This is a genomic window from Streptomyces sp. NPDC048612, from assembly GCF_043199295.1.
GTDB lineage: Bacteria > Actinomycetota > Actinomycetes > Streptomycetales > Streptomycetaceae > Streptomyces.
The window spans coordinates 1-15524 of sequence record NZ_JBICVV010000035.1 but is presented as its reverse complement, the minus strand read 5'-3'; the positions used below and the strand labels follow the sequence as shown (position 1 = coordinate 15524).

At 68.5% G+C, this 15524-nt stretch carries 11 protein-coding genes; 8 read left to right on the top strand and 3 right to left on the bottom strand.

All coding sequences use genetic code 11. The annotated features are described in order from the left end of the window. Window positions 1–45 precede the first annotated feature (45 nt). Complete coding sequence (locus tag ACGFN2_RS33535) at window positions 46–1236, bottom strand: DUF2993 domain-containing protein (protein WP_393366566.1); 1191 nt, start codon at window positions 1234–1236, stop codon at window positions 46–48. Window positions 1237–1344: 108 nt separating this feature from the next. Here ACGFN2_RS33535 and ACGFN2_RS33530 point away from each other — a divergent pair, with 108 nt between their 5' ends. From ACGFN2_RS33530 to ACGFN2_RS33500, 7 genes are all read left to right on the top strand, one after another. Then, window positions 1345–2202 carry a hypothetical protein gene (locus tag ACGFN2_RS33530; protein ID WP_393366564.1) on the top strand — a complete coding sequence of 286 codons (858 nt, stop codon included), beginning with the start codon at window positions 1345–1347 and terminating at the stop codon, window positions 2200–2202. A 781-nt stretch (window positions 2203–2983) separates the two neighbouring features. Beyond that, a complete protein-coding gene (locus ACGFN2_RS33525; RefSeq protein ID WP_393366562.1) occupies window positions 2984–4228 on the top strand; it encodes an extracellular solute-binding protein in 1245 nt (414 codons plus the stop codon). A gap of 133 nt (window positions 4229–4361) precedes the next feature. Further along, window positions 4362–5261 (top strand): carbohydrate ABC transporter permease, encoded by a 900-nt coding sequence (locus tag ACGFN2_RS33520; protein WP_393366607.1) that lies wholly within the window; start codon window positions 4362–4364, stop codon window positions 5259–5261. 104 nt (window positions 5262–5365) lie between these two features. Beyond that, on the top strand, window positions 5366–6136 hold the full coding sequence (locus ACGFN2_RS33515; RefSeq protein WP_362610834.1) for a carbohydrate ABC transporter permease: 771 nt from the start codon (window positions 5366–5368) through the stop codon (window positions 6134–6136). Between the two features lie 94 nt (window positions 6137–6230). Further along, on the top strand, window positions 6231–8297 hold the full coding sequence (locus tag ACGFN2_RS33510) for a TIM-barrel domain-containing protein (RefSeq protein ID WP_393366560.1): 2067 nt from the start codon (window positions 6231–6233) through the stop codon (window positions 8295–8297). 269 nt (window positions 8298–8566) lie between these two features. Continuing rightward, window positions 8567–11077, top strand: a complete 2511-nt coding sequence (locus tag ACGFN2_RS33505) for a SpoIIE family protein phosphatase (protein ID WP_393366558.1) — start codon at window positions 8567–8569, stop codon at window positions 11075–11077. Continuing rightward, window positions 11074–12051, top strand: coding sequence for a LacI family DNA-binding transcriptional regulator (locus tag ACGFN2_RS33500; protein ID WP_393366556.1), 978 nt, complete (start codon window positions 11074–11076; stop codon window positions 12049–12051). The genes ACGFN2_RS33505 and ACGFN2_RS33500 overlap by 4 nt, the downstream gene beginning before the upstream one ends. Before the next feature lie 168 nt (window positions 12052–12219). On the opposite strand, the gene ACGFN2_RS33495 is transcribed toward ACGFN2_RS33500, so the two are convergent. Beyond that, the gene (locus tag ACGFN2_RS33495) at window positions 12220–12912 is read right to left on the bottom strand and encodes a hypothetical protein (protein WP_393366605.1); all 693 of its coding nucleotides are present in this window, start codon (window positions 12910–12912) and stop codon (window positions 12220–12222) included. Window positions 12913–13333: 421 nt separating this feature from the next. Between ACGFN2_RS33495 and ACGFN2_RS33490 the strand changes: the two genes are divergently transcribed. Next, on the top strand, window positions 13334–14359 hold the full coding sequence (locus tag ACGFN2_RS33490; RefSeq protein WP_393366554.1) for a hypothetical protein: 1026 nt from the start codon (window positions 13334–13336) through the stop codon (window positions 14357–14359). A gap of 158 nt (window positions 14360–14517) precedes the next feature. Here the strand turns inward: ACGFN2_RS33490 and ACGFN2_RS33485 are convergent, their stop codons facing one another. Next, window positions 14518–15345 (bottom strand): phospholipase, encoded by an 828-nt coding sequence (locus tag ACGFN2_RS33485; RefSeq protein WP_393366552.1) that lies wholly within the window; start codon window positions 15343–15345, stop codon window positions 14518–14520. Window positions 15346–15524: the final 179 nt, after the last annotated feature.

The following is a 15524-nucleotide window of genomic DNA, read 5'->3' as shown; positions in this document are numbered from 1 at the left end:
GCGCCGCCACCCGCGGCTCCTCACCGCCAGCCACGCACGAACTCGCTAGCCCACCGGTATGTCCTTGCCGGTCAGCTCCGCCCGGATGCCGTTCTTCGTCACGGAGATGTCGCGCAGCCGAATGCCGCCCGGCACGTTGTCCGGCAGCTGCCCGGAGAACTCCATCTGCTGTGCGACCTTCGGCTCCCGGAGCTTCTGCAGGCCCTGGATGAGCGAGGGGTCGATGCCGGTGGGCGCGAGCAGCGAGGGATGGTCCACGAGCGTGTCCAGCACGGGGCCCTTCATCATCTGCTGCGGAAGGAGGTGCTTCCCGGTGGCCTGTTGCAGTTCGTCCTCGTCCATCTTGTCGGCGACGGGTGCGGTCAGCTGCAAGCCGCCGCCCTTGCCCGGTACGTACGTGAGCAGGCCGGGCACCACCACGCGCGTGTCCTGCACGGTCATGCGCAGGCCGCGGTCCCCGGTGCGCTGCAACTGCGCGCGCCCCCGGACCTGGGCCTGCTTGCCACCCACCGGCAGGTCGCCGCCGGCCAGCACGGTGTTCTTCTCAGGACCGGGCGTCAAGTGGATCTGCGACGCGCCGACTTCACGGTTCAGGTCCTTGAAGTCCAGCAGGATGTCGCCGCGCACCCGGCTCAGCACCGCACCCTTGACCGAGGACGGCAGGCTTCCGACGATCCGGATGCCGTCCACCGTCCCCTTCACCTGAGCGACCGAGACCGGCCCGGCGTCGACATCGGGGACGTTGACCTCGACGTGGTCGACCTTGCCCGCGAGCACCTGCCCGACGAACGGGACACTGTCGATGTGCACCTCGGGCTCGGCCCGCAGCTTCAGCGCTTTCTGCACCTGCTGCGCCGCCACGTTCTCCGCGTAGAGCACGGCCCACCGGTCGCCGAGCGCAAGAATCGCAAGTACGACGACCAGCGCGACGACCGCCTTCGCGGTCCTCCGCACGATCCGACGCGGCTTGCGCCCGGCCCGCGGGGGCTCCTTCTCGTCGCCGGCACCCGAGTACGTGCCGCTTTCGGCGGCGGTATCAGCGGCGGTGGCGCTCCCGGCGCCTGTGTTGGAGCCGGGGCCGGCGGTGTTGCCCTGGTTCGACGCGGCGTCCGGCTCTTCACCGCCCTGGGCCGACGGCTCGTACGAGCCCTGGTTGTCTGAGGCCGGGCTGTCCTGGGCGGCACGGCTCGCCGGCACCCGCGCCTTGGAGTCTGCGGAAGGTTCGTTGGAGAGCATCCCCACCATGCGACCACAGCTCAGGCACTCGAACCAAGTCGTGCACGGTCTCCGAGACACCTGCGCAGGGGACGCCCAAGCCACGCAGGGGAAGGGAAGGAGCAGCGCATGAGGGCTCCGCCCAAGGGGAATCACGGCTGGGTGAAGACAACGGGGTACGGGCGGGGTTGGTACCGCGGGCGGCTGCCCGTCTGGTTACGGGGGCTGGTCGTCCTCGCGGCAGGGTGGGGAGTCCTTCTCTGCGGTCAGCAGGTCGTCGAAGGGTACGCGGCGACCATGGCGTACCGCGACGCGCCGGTCTGTGAGGCCGGGAGCCGGAGTGGGAACGGGGCCGACGGTGAGGCCTGCGTGAGGCGCGAGGTGGGCACGGTGCTCGACCGCCGGACGGGCGAGCACTGCACCTCCAACGGCACAAGCGGAGGCACGAGCGGGGGCATCACGACGATCGGCGGTGGCGGCGGCATGGCCAGCGCCGGTGGCAGCACCGGTGGCGCGGTGACCGGCGGGGTGACCGCCGGGGGTGGCGGGGGCGGTACCACATGCACGACGTACTACGACGTCGAGGTCGAGTGGCCTGACCGCACCGTCTGGTTGGCGGTGGAGTCGGAGACGTACGACGAGGTCAGGACGGGCGACCGCGCCGAAGTCCGGCTATGGCGGGGCGAGGTCGTGGGGCTGAAGGTGCGCGGCCGCACCCACTCCTACGCGCCCTCCTCGCAGAGCGGGGTCCTGTCGTGGCTCGCCCTGGGCTGCCTGCTCCTGGCGGCGGGCGCCTGGGGAGTGGTGAGCGGGCGGCTCTCGGGGCTCCTCGCCTTCCCCAACTTCGGCTGGCTCTTCGTGGCCATCGGAGTCGGATGGCTCGGCGCCATGGCGCTGTTCGGCGGACCCCCCTTGGTCTGGGGCTTCGCGATCGCGTGGACGGGGTTCGCGGTCTTCTGGATCGTCGGCGCCTGGCGCATCGGTTGACGGCCCCGCTCGGGCCGCCGGTCAGGGGTCCGGTGTCCGAAGGGCACCCCCGGCCAGTAGCCGGGACCCAGGTGGAGGGACGCGCAGCGGTAGCCGAGGGACGCGTGGAGCCGAGAGAGTACGTGGTCGCAGGTGATACGGCATCAGCGGCCCGTGAACAGCGGTAGCGCTGCCCTCGGCACTCGGTTCATCGTGCGGCCCCCACCAGCCTGACAAACATTCACCGTTGCCACAGAAGAGCCGGACGATCGCGTGCTCGCCTGCGGTTTTCACAGGCCTAGCACAAAGCAAGTTTAATATGCCTTTCACGAAAAGGCGGGAAATTCCTTGACACTACCGGTAGGGCGTGCCTGTAATTCCTGTCGAAGTAGTTGGCGAACCGGTTGCCGAATGGTTCGACAATGGGGTCGAGTGCCCGCCGGCCCGGGAGGCAAGCGGTGAACTTCAGCGAAATCGTCGAGCGGGCAGGTATGTCTCGCAGCACGGTGTCCTATGTGACCAGGGACAAGCGTCCTGCGTCGGACGAGGCCAGAGCTTGAGTCGACCAGGTCAGCTCGTAGGCGGGATGCCGTCCCGGTTTCACCGCGCGCGCTGCCGCATGACTCCGCGAACTCTGCGCCACAAGCGCGGCATCCCCAGGAACCGTGTCTGCTGATGATCTGCTGCGGGTTTGTGGTCATTCGTATTCCGATCCACGTCTGCCTCTCCGCGCGTCGACAGAAGGACACGGCCTGGGTCGCGCATGTCAGTGTCTGCGCACCGATTTCCCCTTGGAGCCGCCATGCGCACCTCTGTTGAACGCCGTCACACCCGGCCCATCGTGACGTTGGCGGCGACGGTCACCGCGGCCGGTCTGCTGCTGACATCCTGCGGCGGTGATGGGTCTCCGCCCAGACCCACCGAAAGCGGCAAGGTCACTCTCACCGAAATGGACTATTACATTTCCGAACCCGGGCGGAGTGCCCTGGCCAAGCAGCTCGCTCGGTGCGGCAAGCTGGCGGGGGTCACCATCAAGCGGCAGATTGTGCCGGACCTGCGTACAAAAGTGCTCCAGTTGGCGAACAGCCGGGCGCTGCCGGATCTGATTCTTCTGGACAATCCTGACCTGCAGCAGCTTGCCGCCACGGGAGCGCTCGTCGACCTCGGTGCGGCCGGCGTGAAGACCGACGGAATGTATCCGAACATCGTCGCCGCGGGTAAATACCGGGGGAAGCAGTACGGCGTGGCGCCCGGCGTGAACCAGTTGGCGCTCTACTACAACGCCTCGATGCTTGAGAAGGCGGGCGTCAAACCGCCTGCCACGTGGGATGAGTTGCGCGTCGCGGCCAAGAAGCTGACGCAGGGCGACGAGGTGCACGGCATCGGCTTTGCCGTGCCGGCCACGGAAGAGGGCAGTTTCCAGTTCGAGGCCTTCTTCTTCAGCGCCGGCGCCTCCCTGAAGAAGCTCGATTCGCCGGAGGCCGTGTCGGCGCTGAGCCTCCTGAAGGATCTGGTCGCCTCCGGTTCCGCACCCAAGGACGTGCTCAGCTGGAATCAGATGAATGTCGGGGAGCAATTCGCAAACGGTTCGCTGGCTATGATGATCAATGGTCCCTGGGAGCTGCCCCTGTTGCGAAAGGCAGGCATGAAGGATTTTGGTGTCGTGCCGGTGCCTGCCCCGGCCGGGGGTACCTCCTCCGGTGCGCTCGGCGGTGAGGTGTGGGCGGCCGGAAGCCGTGGGGACAAGTCTCGTAAGGCGACCGAGGTCATCAAGTGCATGGTGTCGAAGGGAAACAGCCTGGAGTGGGCCAAGCTCACCAATTACGTGCCGTCCGACCCTGAAGTGGCCGCGGAATTCAGTGCTGCTGTGCCCGAGATGAAGACGTTCGTGGAGACCATCGGAAGCGCCAAGAGCCGTACGGCGGAAGTCGGGCCGGAGTATCCGAAGTACTCGCAGGCGATGTGGACCGCAGTGCAGGCAGCCTTGTCAGGGAGCAAGTCGCCCGGCGCGGCGCTGACGGACGCGCAGAAGCAGGCGACGCAATGAGCACCGAGCCGCTGACCCGTGGGTGGTACACGCCGACGGCCGCCCTTCCGGAAAGGTAGCCGTGGTTCCGGAAGTGCCCAAGAACGTGACGGCGGCCGTCGGCCGCAAGAGGCCGGCACCGGAGCGCTCCTTCGTGGCCGCGGCGGCTCGTGGCAGACGGCTCGGGATCGGTTTCATCGTGCCGGTCGTCGTATTCGTCGCGGTGTTCTACCTCTATCCGCTGGCCCGCAATGTGGTGCTGTCCTTCCAGGACTACGACATCAACTCCCTTTACAGCGGCAACGCCCCGTTCATCGGTCTCGGCAACTACCGCCGGCTGCTGAGCACCCCCGCCTTTGCCACTGCCGTCGTCAACACCGTGGTTTTCGTTGCGGGCTCGCTCTTCTTCCAGTTCACGATCGGCCTGGGACTCGCGGAGTTCTTTCGCCGCTCGTTTCCGCTCAGCCCGTTGTTGCGGTCGCTGCTGCTGCTCCCCTGGCTCCTGCCCATGGTCGTCGGCGGCACGTTGTTCCGGTGGCTGCTCGACACCAGCAACGGCGTCGTCAATCAGATCCTGCTCACCCTCCATCTGGTCCAGGACCCGGTGCCGTGGCTCAACACCCCCCACACCGCGATGGCTTCCGTGCTGATCTGCAACATCTGGATCGGTGTGCCGTTCAACATGGTCATCCTCCACAGCGGGCTGCTGGCCATCCCTGCGGAGCTCTATGAGGCGGCCTCCCTGGACGGCGCCGGCCACTGGCAGCAGTTCCGCTATGTCACGCTGCCCCAGATCAGACCCGTGATCGGCATCGTCGTGACGCTCGGCCTGATCTACACGCTCAAGGTCTTCGACGTGATCTGGGTGATGACCAAGGGCGGCCCGGCAAACGCCACCCACACGATCACCACCTACGCCTACCAGCTGTCCTTCGGCGGGCTGTCGGAGTTCGGGCTCGGAGCGGCCGCGGGTGATCTGCTCATCCTCGTCGCCGCCGTCTTCGCCCTGCTGTACCTGCGCGCGCTGCGCGCTGACCCTGGAGCCCGCGCATGACCGCCGCCCGCGCTGCCCGGAGCCGGCACGCCACGGGCGGACGGGGCCGGGCGGCCGTACCCACCTGGGTGAAATCCGCTTTCGGTGTCGCCGTCGTCGGCGTCATGCTGTTCCCGCTGTACTGGATGGTGAACGCGTCCTTCCAGACCAATCAGCAGCTGGCCCGGCCCTCACCGCACTGGCTGCCCCTCGGCGGCACGCTCGACGGCTACCGGGACGCGCTGTCCCAGCAAGGGGGCCATCTGCTGGCATCCCTGATCATCGCCACGGGTGCCACGGTCCTGACGCTGGCCCTGGCCGCGCCGGCGGCCTACGCGCTGGCGCAGCTGCGCTCCCCGGGCGGCAGGACGCTACTGAGTGTGCTGCTGGTCGTCCAACTCGTGCCCGGCATCGTCATGGCCAACGCGCTGTACCAGATCTTCGCCTCCGTCCAGATCCTCAACTCGGCCCTGGCATTGATCCTGGCCGACGCCACGCTTGCCGTCCCCTTCGCCGTGCTCATCCTGCGAGCCTTCATGACCGCCATCCCCCGGTCCCTGCTGGAGGCAGCGGCACTGGACGGTGCGGGCGCGGTACGCATCTTCTGGCAGATCGTGCTTCCCATATCCCGCAACGCGCTGATCACCGCAGGCCTCTTCGCGTTTCTCTTCGCATGGGGCGACTTCCTGTTCGCCGCCACGCTCAACCTCAACACCACGACATGGAAGCCGATCACACTGGGTCTGTACGACTACATCGGTGCCGGCACCAACGTCACCATCTGGAACGCGGTGATGGCCACCGCCGTCATCGCCTGCCTGCCCGCCGCGCTGCTTCTGACCCTTGCCCAGCGGCACATCGCTGCCGGAGTCACCAACGAAGCGGTCAGAGACTGACCGCGCGGTGAACCGCCACTCGCGCCCCCTGCGCCGCCGCTGAACCGTACAGCCGCCACCGACCCGTACAACAGCCCTGTGAGTAAGGAGCAGCATGTCTCCGCCCGACGGCACCAGGCCCGCCCCCTCCCCCTCCACGTCCGACGCAGCCGGGACCAGCTCCCGGCCTCCCGCCTCCTCCCGTCCGGCACTCTGCCTTGAGTTCGGCGACGCCGAGCACGTACTGCGCGTGGAGCCCTGGGGAGCCGACAGCGTGCGGGTGCGCGCGGCCCGACATCGTGTGCACGACGACCTGCCAGGAGCCCTGGTCGGTCCCCCTGCCGCCGTGGACGCAGAGGTGGGCGTCGGTCCCCACGGCAGCCGGACCCTCACCGTCGGGCGGCTGCGGGTGGAGCTGTCTCCCCGGGGCCACCTGCGTTTCGCCCGTACTCAGGACGGAACCGAGCTGCTGCGGGAGTCCGTCGGTCACTTCGCCTGGCCCGGTCCCCGCCAGTTCACACCGGTCGGCGAGGGCAGCTATCGGCTGGAACAGCGCTTCGCCGCCTGTGACGGTGAGCAGTTCTTCGGGCTGGGCCAGCACTCCCACGGGCGTCTCGACCACAAGCACATGGTCATCGACCTGGTGCAGCGCAACGGGGAGGTCACCATCCCCTTCGCCCTCTCCTCCCGGGGCTACGGTCTGCTGTGGAACCTGCCCGCCGTCGGACGTGTGGAGTTGGCCGCCAATCAGACCCGGTGGGTCGCCGACGCCGCCGATCAGATCGACTACTGGATCACCACCGCTCCGACTCCCGCCGGCATCATGGCCAACTATGCCGATGCCACCGGACACGCTCCCGTGCTGCCGGAATGGGCCCTGGGCCTGTGGCAGTCCCGCCTGCGGTACCAAACCCAGGAGGAACTGCTGGGCGTCGCTCGCGAACACCGACGCCGGGGCCTGCCGCTGTCGGTCATCGCCGTGGACTTCTTCCACTGGCCGCATCTGGGCGACTGGCGCTTCGATACGGCCGACTGGCCCGACCCGGCCGGCATGGTGGCGGAACTGGCGAGCGTGGGCGTACGGCCGCTGGTGTCCGTGTGGCCGTCCGTCAGCGTCGTGAGCGAGAACTACCCGCACATGCGGGATGAGCGGCTGCTGCTGGGAACGGAGCAGGGCCAGCCGTTCCAGCACGTCTTCCCCGACAGTCAGGTCGACGGCAAGTCCCTGCCCGTGGTGTTCTACGACCCCACCGACGAGCGGGCTCGTGACTACATCTGGAGCCGCATCAAGCGCAACTACTACGATCTCGGCTTCCGGCTGTGGTGGCTGGACGCCTGCGAACCGGAGATGTACCCCGAACAGTTCGGCAACCTGCGGTACGCGGCGGGGCCCGGCCAGGCGGTGGCCAACGTGTATCCGCGCGAGCATGTGCGCGGATTCTTCGAGCACATGCGGGCCGAAGGTGAGGACGTTCCGGTCAGCCTGGTGCGGTCCGCCTGGTCCGGCAGCCAGGCCTACGGGGCGGCTCTGTGGTCGGGTGACATCCCGGCCACCTTCGAGGCGCTCGCGGCGCAGGTACGCGCCGGGCTGAGCGTGGGCCTGAGTGGCATTCCGTGGTGGACCACCGACATCGGCGGTTTCCACGGTGGCGACCCGGACGACCCCGATTACCGGGAGCTGCTCATCCGCTGGTTCCAGTTCGCCGTCTTCTGCCCGCTGCTGCGGATGCACGGCCACCGTGAACCGCGGGACGTCCTCACGGCCGGCCGGGACGGGGGACCCAACGAGCTGTGGTCCTACGGTCAGGAGGCCTACCGCATCCTGACCCGGCAGCTGCGGCTACGCCAGGACCTTCGTGCGTATCTTCACCGTCAGATGGTCTCCGCAGCCGACTGCGGTGCACCGGTCATCCGGCCGCTGTTCTTCGACTTTCCCGACGACCCGGCCGCGTGGACGGTCGAGGACCAGTTCCTGTGCGGCCCGGACCTGCTGATCTCCCCGGTGACCCGACTCGGCGAACGGCACCGCCAGGTCTACCTGCCGGCCGGCGCCGACTGGAGGGACGCCGCCACCGGAACCGTCCAGGACGGCGGCCAGACCCTCACCGCTGACGCTCCACTGGAACGCATCCCCGTCTTCGTACGTCGCGGCTCCACCCTGGAGGTGAGCTTCCCGGACTGAACAAGGAGGCCTCTCGCCGCGCCTCCAGGTCGTCGGTCGCACGGCCGCACTCGGCTGTGCGTACTTCCGGGCGGCCGGTCCCGCGGAGGAATCTCCGGCGAACCCCTCCACAGCCGACGACGCCGGTTCTGCTCGTGTCCCTCGTGTCCGCGGCCGAGGATTCCGACCGGCTCTGCCGCGATCCCTGACCGTCAGTGCAGCTTGTTCGATTCTTTTCACGCAGGCACTATGGGACTGTGAGTAATGACGCTCGGGTGAATTGAGTCAGAATGGCCACTTCCGTGGGGGAAAATGGTCACCCTGGGTGGTCGAACCATGTCCCCGTGGCCATCATCAGCGTGGGGGGCAAGGTCACAGGGTGGAGCGAAGGGGCTCGGAAACTGCTGGGCTATGACCCCCCGGAGATTGTCGGCCACCCCGTCTCGGACCTCCTGATCAACGGGGAGCACCCCGAGGTGGCCGGGCCCTGCCTGCTCGACGCCCGGGAGTGGAGCGGCACAGCGGCAGTCCGCCACCGGGACGGCCACCGCGTCGATCTGCCCCTGCACCTTCATCCGACATTCCGTGACGACGGAACGACCCAGGCGTTCGTCGTGACCGCCACCGCGGAGACGGGCGAGACGGCGTCCGACCGACGGATGGTGGAGTGGGCGTTCGCCCAGTCCTCCGTTGCACTCTCCACCTACAGCACCACGTCACGCTCATGGCACTGGAACGCGGTCGCGCAGGGCGGCGAGCATCCCTCGCCGACAGGGCGAATGATGTCCAGGCCCGCCGACGGCGACGGGGCGCAGACGACCGCAGGGCAAGCCGGAGCTGTCGAATCCAGACAGGGGCAGGAGGCTGAGGCGGGCACCTGGCCCTACGCGGATCTGCTCGGCGGCGGCCGCTCTGACGAGGGGTTCCTGCAATGCGTCCGCCGGGTCGCCGAGGAGGCCGAGCCAGGCCGCTATGAGCACCTTGCCCCGGCCACGCCTTCCGCTCACCGGCGTGCCTGGACCATCGAGATGTGGCCCGTCCGCAGCCCCGACACGGGGCGGGTGGCCGGTGTCGGGGCTGCGGCGTTCGACAGTACCGAGCAGGTCGCCGCACGGCAGCGCCTTGCCCTGCTGAAGGAAGCGGGCAGCCGTATCGGAACCACCCTGAATGCACGGCGGACGGTTCAGGAACTCACCCACCTCGCCGTTCCGCGGTTCGCCGACTCCGTGAGTGTGGACCTGCTCGACTCCGTGACCCGCGGGAAGGAGCCGCCGCCCGGTCCAGCGGACGCCGCCGTGGTGTTGCGCCGGGTCGCGCACCGGACCGCCGACGGGCTTCCCGAAGCCGATACCGAGATCGGCGAGGTCGCCACCTATCCCCCGCGCTCACCCCCCGCACGTGCCCTGACCAGCGGTCGGACCGTGCTGTGCGGAACGGACGACCCCGACTTCACCCGGTGGGTCGCCGCCGGCGCGGGGGGATCGGGTGCCGCGGCGGAGCACGGATTCCACTCGATCATGGCCACCCCCCTGCGCGCTCGGGGCTTGACCCTCGGCGTCGTGGTCTTCGCCCGCGCGGAAGGCTCGGACCCCTACGAGCAGGATGATGTGCTCCTCGCCGAGGAACTCGCAAACCGGGCGGCCGGCAGTGTGGACAACGCGGGCCGTTTCTCCCGGGAACGCGCCAATGCCCTGACCTTCCAGCGCAGTCTGCTGCCCCGTCACTTCCCCAAGCAGGCGGCCGTCGAGGTGGCGCACCGCTATCTGCCGATCGGCAGGGGCGCCGAAGTGGGCGGCGACTGGTTCGACGTGGTCCCGTTGTCGGGCACTCGCGTCGCCCTGGTCGTCGGCGACGTGGTGGGCCACGGCATCCATGCCTCGGCCGCCATGGGCCGGCTGCGTACGGCGGTGCGCACGCTCGCCGGAGTCGATCTGCCCCCGGACGAGCTGCTCACCCACCTCGACGAACTGGTCACCCACCTGACCTCGGACAACGACGTCCGGAACGAGCCCGACCCCGGTCAGATCGGCGCGACCTGCCTCTACGCGGTCTACGACCCGGTCTCCCGTATCTGCACCATGGCCAGCGCCGGCCATGTCCCACCCGTCGTGCTCTTCCCCGACGGCACGGCCCAAGTGGTCCCCCTCACCCCGGGGCCGATTCTGGGAGTCGGCGGCCTGCCCTTCGAGCCCACCGAGCTGGAACTCCCCGAGGGAAGTCTGCTCTCCCTCTACACCGACGGCCTGATAGAAGCCCGCGGCCACGATCTCGGTGTCGGCCTCGAACGACTCTGCCGAGCCCTGGCCTCCGCCGAGCCCTCGCTGGACGTCACCTGCGACATCATCCTCAAAGCCCTGCTGCCCGAGAGCCCCGCCGACGACGTGGCTCTCCTCCTGGCGCGCACCCGCGCGCTGCACACCGATCAGGTCGCCGCCTGGTCGCTGCCGTCAGACCCCGCGATCGTGGCCGATGCCCGTGCGCAGGCCTCCCGCCAGCTGGCGACCTGGGGGCTCACCGACGCGGCGTCCATCACCGAGCTGGTGGTGAGCGAACTGGTCACCAACGCCATCCGCTACGGGGACGCCCCCATCGGGCTACGGCTGATCCGGGACCGGACCCTGATCTGCGAGGTCTCCGACGCCAGCAGTACCTCCCCTCATCTGCGCCGTGCCCGCACCTACGACGAAGGGGGACGAGGACTGCACATGGTGACCCAGCTGACCCAAGGCTGGGGCACCCGCCAGACCCCCACCGGCAAGACCATCTGGGCCGAACAACGTCTCCCAGCCGGCGGACCATGACGGAGCGCACAGTCCACCTGGCAACAGGACGCGGCGCCCAGACCCATAGTGGTGCTGCGGCCCGCGACCTGACACATACGCTCGCACTGCTCTACCCGCCGTCCGGCGCCAACCGGGACTACCCGCCGGTGCAGCTCGCCTTCGTCGGCGGGGTGGCGGAGACCGCCACCTCATACGGCTACGACCTGCTGCTCACGCCCTGCAAGTCGGGGAAGGACCCCGCGTTCCGGCGGATGGTCAGTGAACGGCGCGTGGACGGAGTCATCGTGATGGAGGTCCGCCGGGAGGACGACCGCATCCAGCACCTCACGGAAGCGGCCTTCCCCTTCGTCGCCATCGGCCGGAACAGCGGAACCGACGGGGTCGGCTGGGTCGATCTCGACTTCGCCGGCCTGGCGAACGGATGCGTCCGGCACCTGACCGAACTGGGCCACCGCAGCATCGCCTTCGTCAACAAGTCGGAGCAGATCGTCAGCACCGGGTACGGGTACGCGCTGCTCGGGAACGAGGGCTACACCGAGGCGATGCAGGAGATGGAACTGACCGCGCGCACCTACCCCAGCGGCGACGACGTCGGCGCCGGAGAAGACGTCGTGGAACGGATCTTCCAGGACGACCCGGCCACCACATCCCTGGTCGTCATGAACGAAGCCGCCCTGGAAGGCATCTACCGCGGGCTGACCCGCCACGGCCGCAGCGTACCGCGCGACTTCTCGGTCGTCGGTGTGGCGGCCAGCCGCTGGGCGGAACAGGTGAGCCCGCCACTGACCGCGGCCGAAATACCGGCCAAGGAGATGAGCCGGATCGGCGTCGACCTCATGGTGGAGCGACTCACCTCCCCCACCGCGTCACCCCGGCACGTCCTGCTCAAACCACTCATCACCCTGCGCGCCAGCACCGGCCCCTGCCGCCCGGTCCTCGATTCGGAGGCGGAGCTGGAGTTGGAGGCGGAGTTTCCTGACTTGGAGTTCTGACCCGTCACACCGGCATCCGTGGGAAATGGCTGTCGCAGGAACTCGTGAGGAAGCCCGATCGTCTGCACCGCCGGAAGCCACGTGCTTCATCAGACTGTTCGCGACGGCACCGCGGCGGACGTTCCCCGGCCGTGCAGGACCGTGCAGCTGTCCTGCTACGGCGCGGGATTACCCCGGCCGCGGGCCGGATCGCTCCGCTTCCGGGCCGATGGGTCGGGTCAGGTAGTGCTTCCGCACCCGGTCAGTGGCAACCAGGCGAAGGGTGGGATGCAGAACGATCTCGTGGGGCAGCGCATCCCACTTCGCGTACGGCCACCAACGGCCGTGGGCCGTCAACAGCATCTCCGCACCACGCTCGATCTCACCCTGATTCGCATACCACCCTGCCATCCATACGCACAAGGCAAACTGCCCAGGGGTCTCGCCGGTCGCCTCGGCCAGGGCGCGTGCGCGAGGAAAGTCATTGGCGGCCGCCAGTGCCTGCCAGACGACCCGCTTCTCATGGGAGGCCAGATCCCCGTAGTCGCGCTCCACCAGGTGCGCGCCGATCACGCCGTCCAGGGGCTGCGCTGGGCTGCCCCAAGGCTTGAGACTCCCCGGCAGAAACTCCTCCACTGGGCGCCGCTCAAGCTGGTCGCACAGCCACCGGAGTCGCTCTCCGAGCACACGGCCGACGGGAACGTGCGCCGCCGCTGCGGCCATCCGAGGAGCTGCCGCGGTGGCGGCATGCACCTCTGCAGCCAGGAAAGCCGAGTCGAACGGCATGTCCTGGTTGCACAACTCCCTGCCAGCCGGCGCGTCCAGAGCGATCAGGGACTCGGCCAGGTCAGCCGCCTCGGCGAAGCGGTCCAAACAAGACATGATCTGAATCGATGCGGCTGCGGCTTCCCAGACGGGTCCTCGCGCTCCCCCCGGACGCTGCGCAATCTCGAGCAGCTGGGGTAGCGCCTCCACAAAGTTCCCCTGCCGAGCCCACGAGGTCAATCGCTCAGCGGAATTCACACGATCGCTCCTTTTCCGAGCTAGCGTACTCCACTGACCGTGCCCGGTCCTGCGGTCGGCATCAGCTCAGGCATCACCACCGGTGACGACGAGCGCGATCGCCTTCCGGCGATCCGCCAGGCTCGCTCTCTTCCCTCTTCTCCGCTCCCGCCACATATCGAGCGTCTCACCGTGGACGACTCCAAGGAGTCAGAAACGGACAATTAGGACGGCCTCTTCGTCAGGAAGATCGTCCAGCCTTCTTACATTCCTCTCACAACTCAGCGGCACCGTGGGGTTCATGGTGACCAAACGATTTGCTGTTGGCGTCGGAATTCTCGTGGTGATGGGCCTGACGGGCACGGCCGTGGTGGCCTCTGGGGCTCCTGCTCCGGTGTCCGGTGAGGGTTCCGCTGCAGCGGCCGGGAAGAAGGCGAAGAACTACCTTTACGCCTCCATCGGGGATTTCGATGCCAAGGTGAAGCCGTTGATCGATCGCCCCGATGTCGCCGGCGTGCAGCTGGTGGTGCCGTGGAAGGCGATGGAGCGGAAGAAGGGGCAGTACGACTTCTCGGAGATCGACCGGGTGCTGAAGGCTCTGCAGTCGCGCCACAAGAAGCTGTTCATCCAGGTCCAGGACCGGTTCTTCGCGCCGCCGACGAGGCTCCCGGACTATCTGTTGAAGGACCCGGAGTACAAGGGAGGTGCGGCTCCGACAAAGAACGAGAACGGCCTCGGCCCCGGTGAGCCCGGGGCGGTCGCGGCGCAATGGAACCCACAGGTGCGGGGCCGTTTCCAGCAGCTGCTGAAGGCGATGTCACAGCGGTTCGACGGTCGCCTCGCCGGGGTGAACCTGCCGGAAACCGCTACCGAGGTGGACACCAAGAAGGACCACACCGGATACAGCCATGACGCCTACTTCAAGGCAGAACTCGACAACATGGCCTACGGCAAGAAGGTCTTCACCAAGACGCCGTTCATCCAGTACGTCAACTTCTGGCCCGGCGAATGGAACAACAGCCGCACGTACATGAGCCGCACCTTCGAGTTCGCCAAGGCGCACGGAATCGGCCTGGGGGGACCGGACATCCTGCCGGACCGGCCGGCGCAGATGGAGAACTCGTACCCCTTCTTCAAGAAGTACCGGGGACAGCTCCCCATGGTGGCCATGGCCGTACAGGAGCCCGACTTCGAGTACAAGAACCCCGAGACGAAGAAGCCGTACACCCGGCAGGAGTTCACCGACTTCGGCACGAACACCCTCGGAGCCGACGCCATCTTCTGGGCCACCAGCGCGCCCTGGCTCCACCAGCCGGCGGCGCGATAGAGCCACCCATCCCTGCCGGTCCGGCCGCGGCGGCGCGCTCCGGGCGGCCTTCTTCGCAGCGTCCGGCAGTCGGCCGCCGGCCCCGGTCCTGACAGCGACGGGGCTGACAGGAACCGGGGCCGGGGCCGGGGCCGGGGCCGGCAGGGCAGTTGGGGGCGTCAGCTGCCGAAGGGGATGTCCCGAGGGGTGGCCATCCGGCGGGTGTCCGGGTGGGCCTTCACGTAGTCCGTGATGTACGAGAGTGACTCGCGCACCCCGCTGTCGTCCGTGCCGCAGCCCTTCGGGCCGCTGACGCCGTCCGGGTAGCAGGACATCCGATTGCCGTAGATCAGGCTGCTCACGGCGGCACTCCCGCCGGAGGAGTCGAGCAGCGTGGTCGCACGCTCCCCGTCGCCCTTACCCACTGTCCAGCCGACGGTCTGCGCGAGTTCTCCGGCGTCCCGGGCCTTCCGGCCGGCCGCCAGCTCCTCCCGGATGCTGCCGAACTTCAAGGCCATGCTGAACTCGCCCTTGTCCATCACGCGCTGGTTGCCGGGGACGTTCGGCCCGTGCTCGGCGAAGCCGTCCCGGACCTGCGCGTAGTCGCCGCTGTAGCTGACCGCCTCCTTGGAGTTCAGGTCCGCGAGGGCGTTCTTCCAGCCGCTGCCGCCCTCCTTGCCGTAGAAGCCGTAGAGCACCCGGATGCCCTTGCTCTCCAGCTTCTCGCGCGCCAAGTCCCGCAGCGCGGCCACGGAGCAGTGGCGCCACTTGGGGTCGTTGCTGTCGCACCAGTCGGGGTTCTTCATGTCCAGCCAGACGAAGGAGGCGTGACGCCCCTGGTCATGCTCCTTTGCCACCTGGTCGAACATGGCCGACATGGTGTCCCCAGAACTGGTAGGAGAGCCGTCGTGGTCGGCCCACCAGCCCTGACGCCAGGCCGTTGCGTCCATCTCCAGCGCGTTGGCCCCGTTCTTGAGCGCCGTGGTGACCCCGCCCGTGGTCAGCACCCGGTGGGCGATGGCCCAGGTGGGGCGCTGCTCGGTGGTGCTGGGCGCGGGCGTTGGGGGGTCGTGCGCCCACGCCGCGCCCCAGGGGGGGCCCGGGGCCCCGGGGGGGGGGGGGGGCACCCCCGGGGCCCGGGCCCGCGGGGGCGGCGCGGGGACGCGCCCGGGTGTTGCCCCGCGGT

Bases quoted from the DNA above. Each gene is read 5' to 3' on its own strand.
- ACGFN2_RS33535 (WP_393366566.1), bottom strand. From the start codon at position 1,236: ATGCTCTCCAACGAACCTTCCGCAGACTCCAAGGCGCGGGTGCCGGCG.
- ACGFN2_RS33515 (WP_362610834.1), top strand. From the start codon at position 5,366: ATGCTGTTCCCGCTGTACTGGATGGTGAACGCGTCCTTCCAGACCAAT.
- ACGFN2_RS33530 (WP_393366564.1), top strand. From the start codon at position 1,345: ATGAGGGCTCCGCCCAAGGGGAATCACGGCTGGGTGAAGACAACGGGG.
- ACGFN2_RS33490 (WP_393366554.1), top strand. From the start codon at position 13,334: ATGGTGACCAAACGATTTGCTGTTGGCGTCGGAATTCTCGTGGTGATG.
- ACGFN2_RS33495 (WP_393366605.1), bottom strand. From the start codon at position 12,912: ATGTCTTGTTTGGACCGCTTCGCCGAGGCGGCTGACCTGGCCGAGTCC.
- ACGFN2_RS33510 (WP_393366560.1), top strand. From the start codon at position 6,231: ATGTCTCCGCCCGACGGCACCAGGCCCGCCCCCTCCCCCTCCACGTCC.
- ACGFN2_RS33525 (WP_393366562.1), top strand. From the start codon at position 2,984: ATGCGCACCTCTGTTGAACGCCGTCACACCCGGCCCATCGTGACGTTG.
- ACGFN2_RS33500 (WP_393366556.1), top strand. From the start codon at position 11,074: ATGACGGAGCGCACAGTCCACCTGGCAACAGGACGCGGCGCCCAGACC.
- ACGFN2_RS33505 (WP_393366558.1), top strand. From the start codon at position 8,567: ATGGCCACTTCCGTGGGGGAAAATGGTCACCCTGGGTGGTCGAACCAT.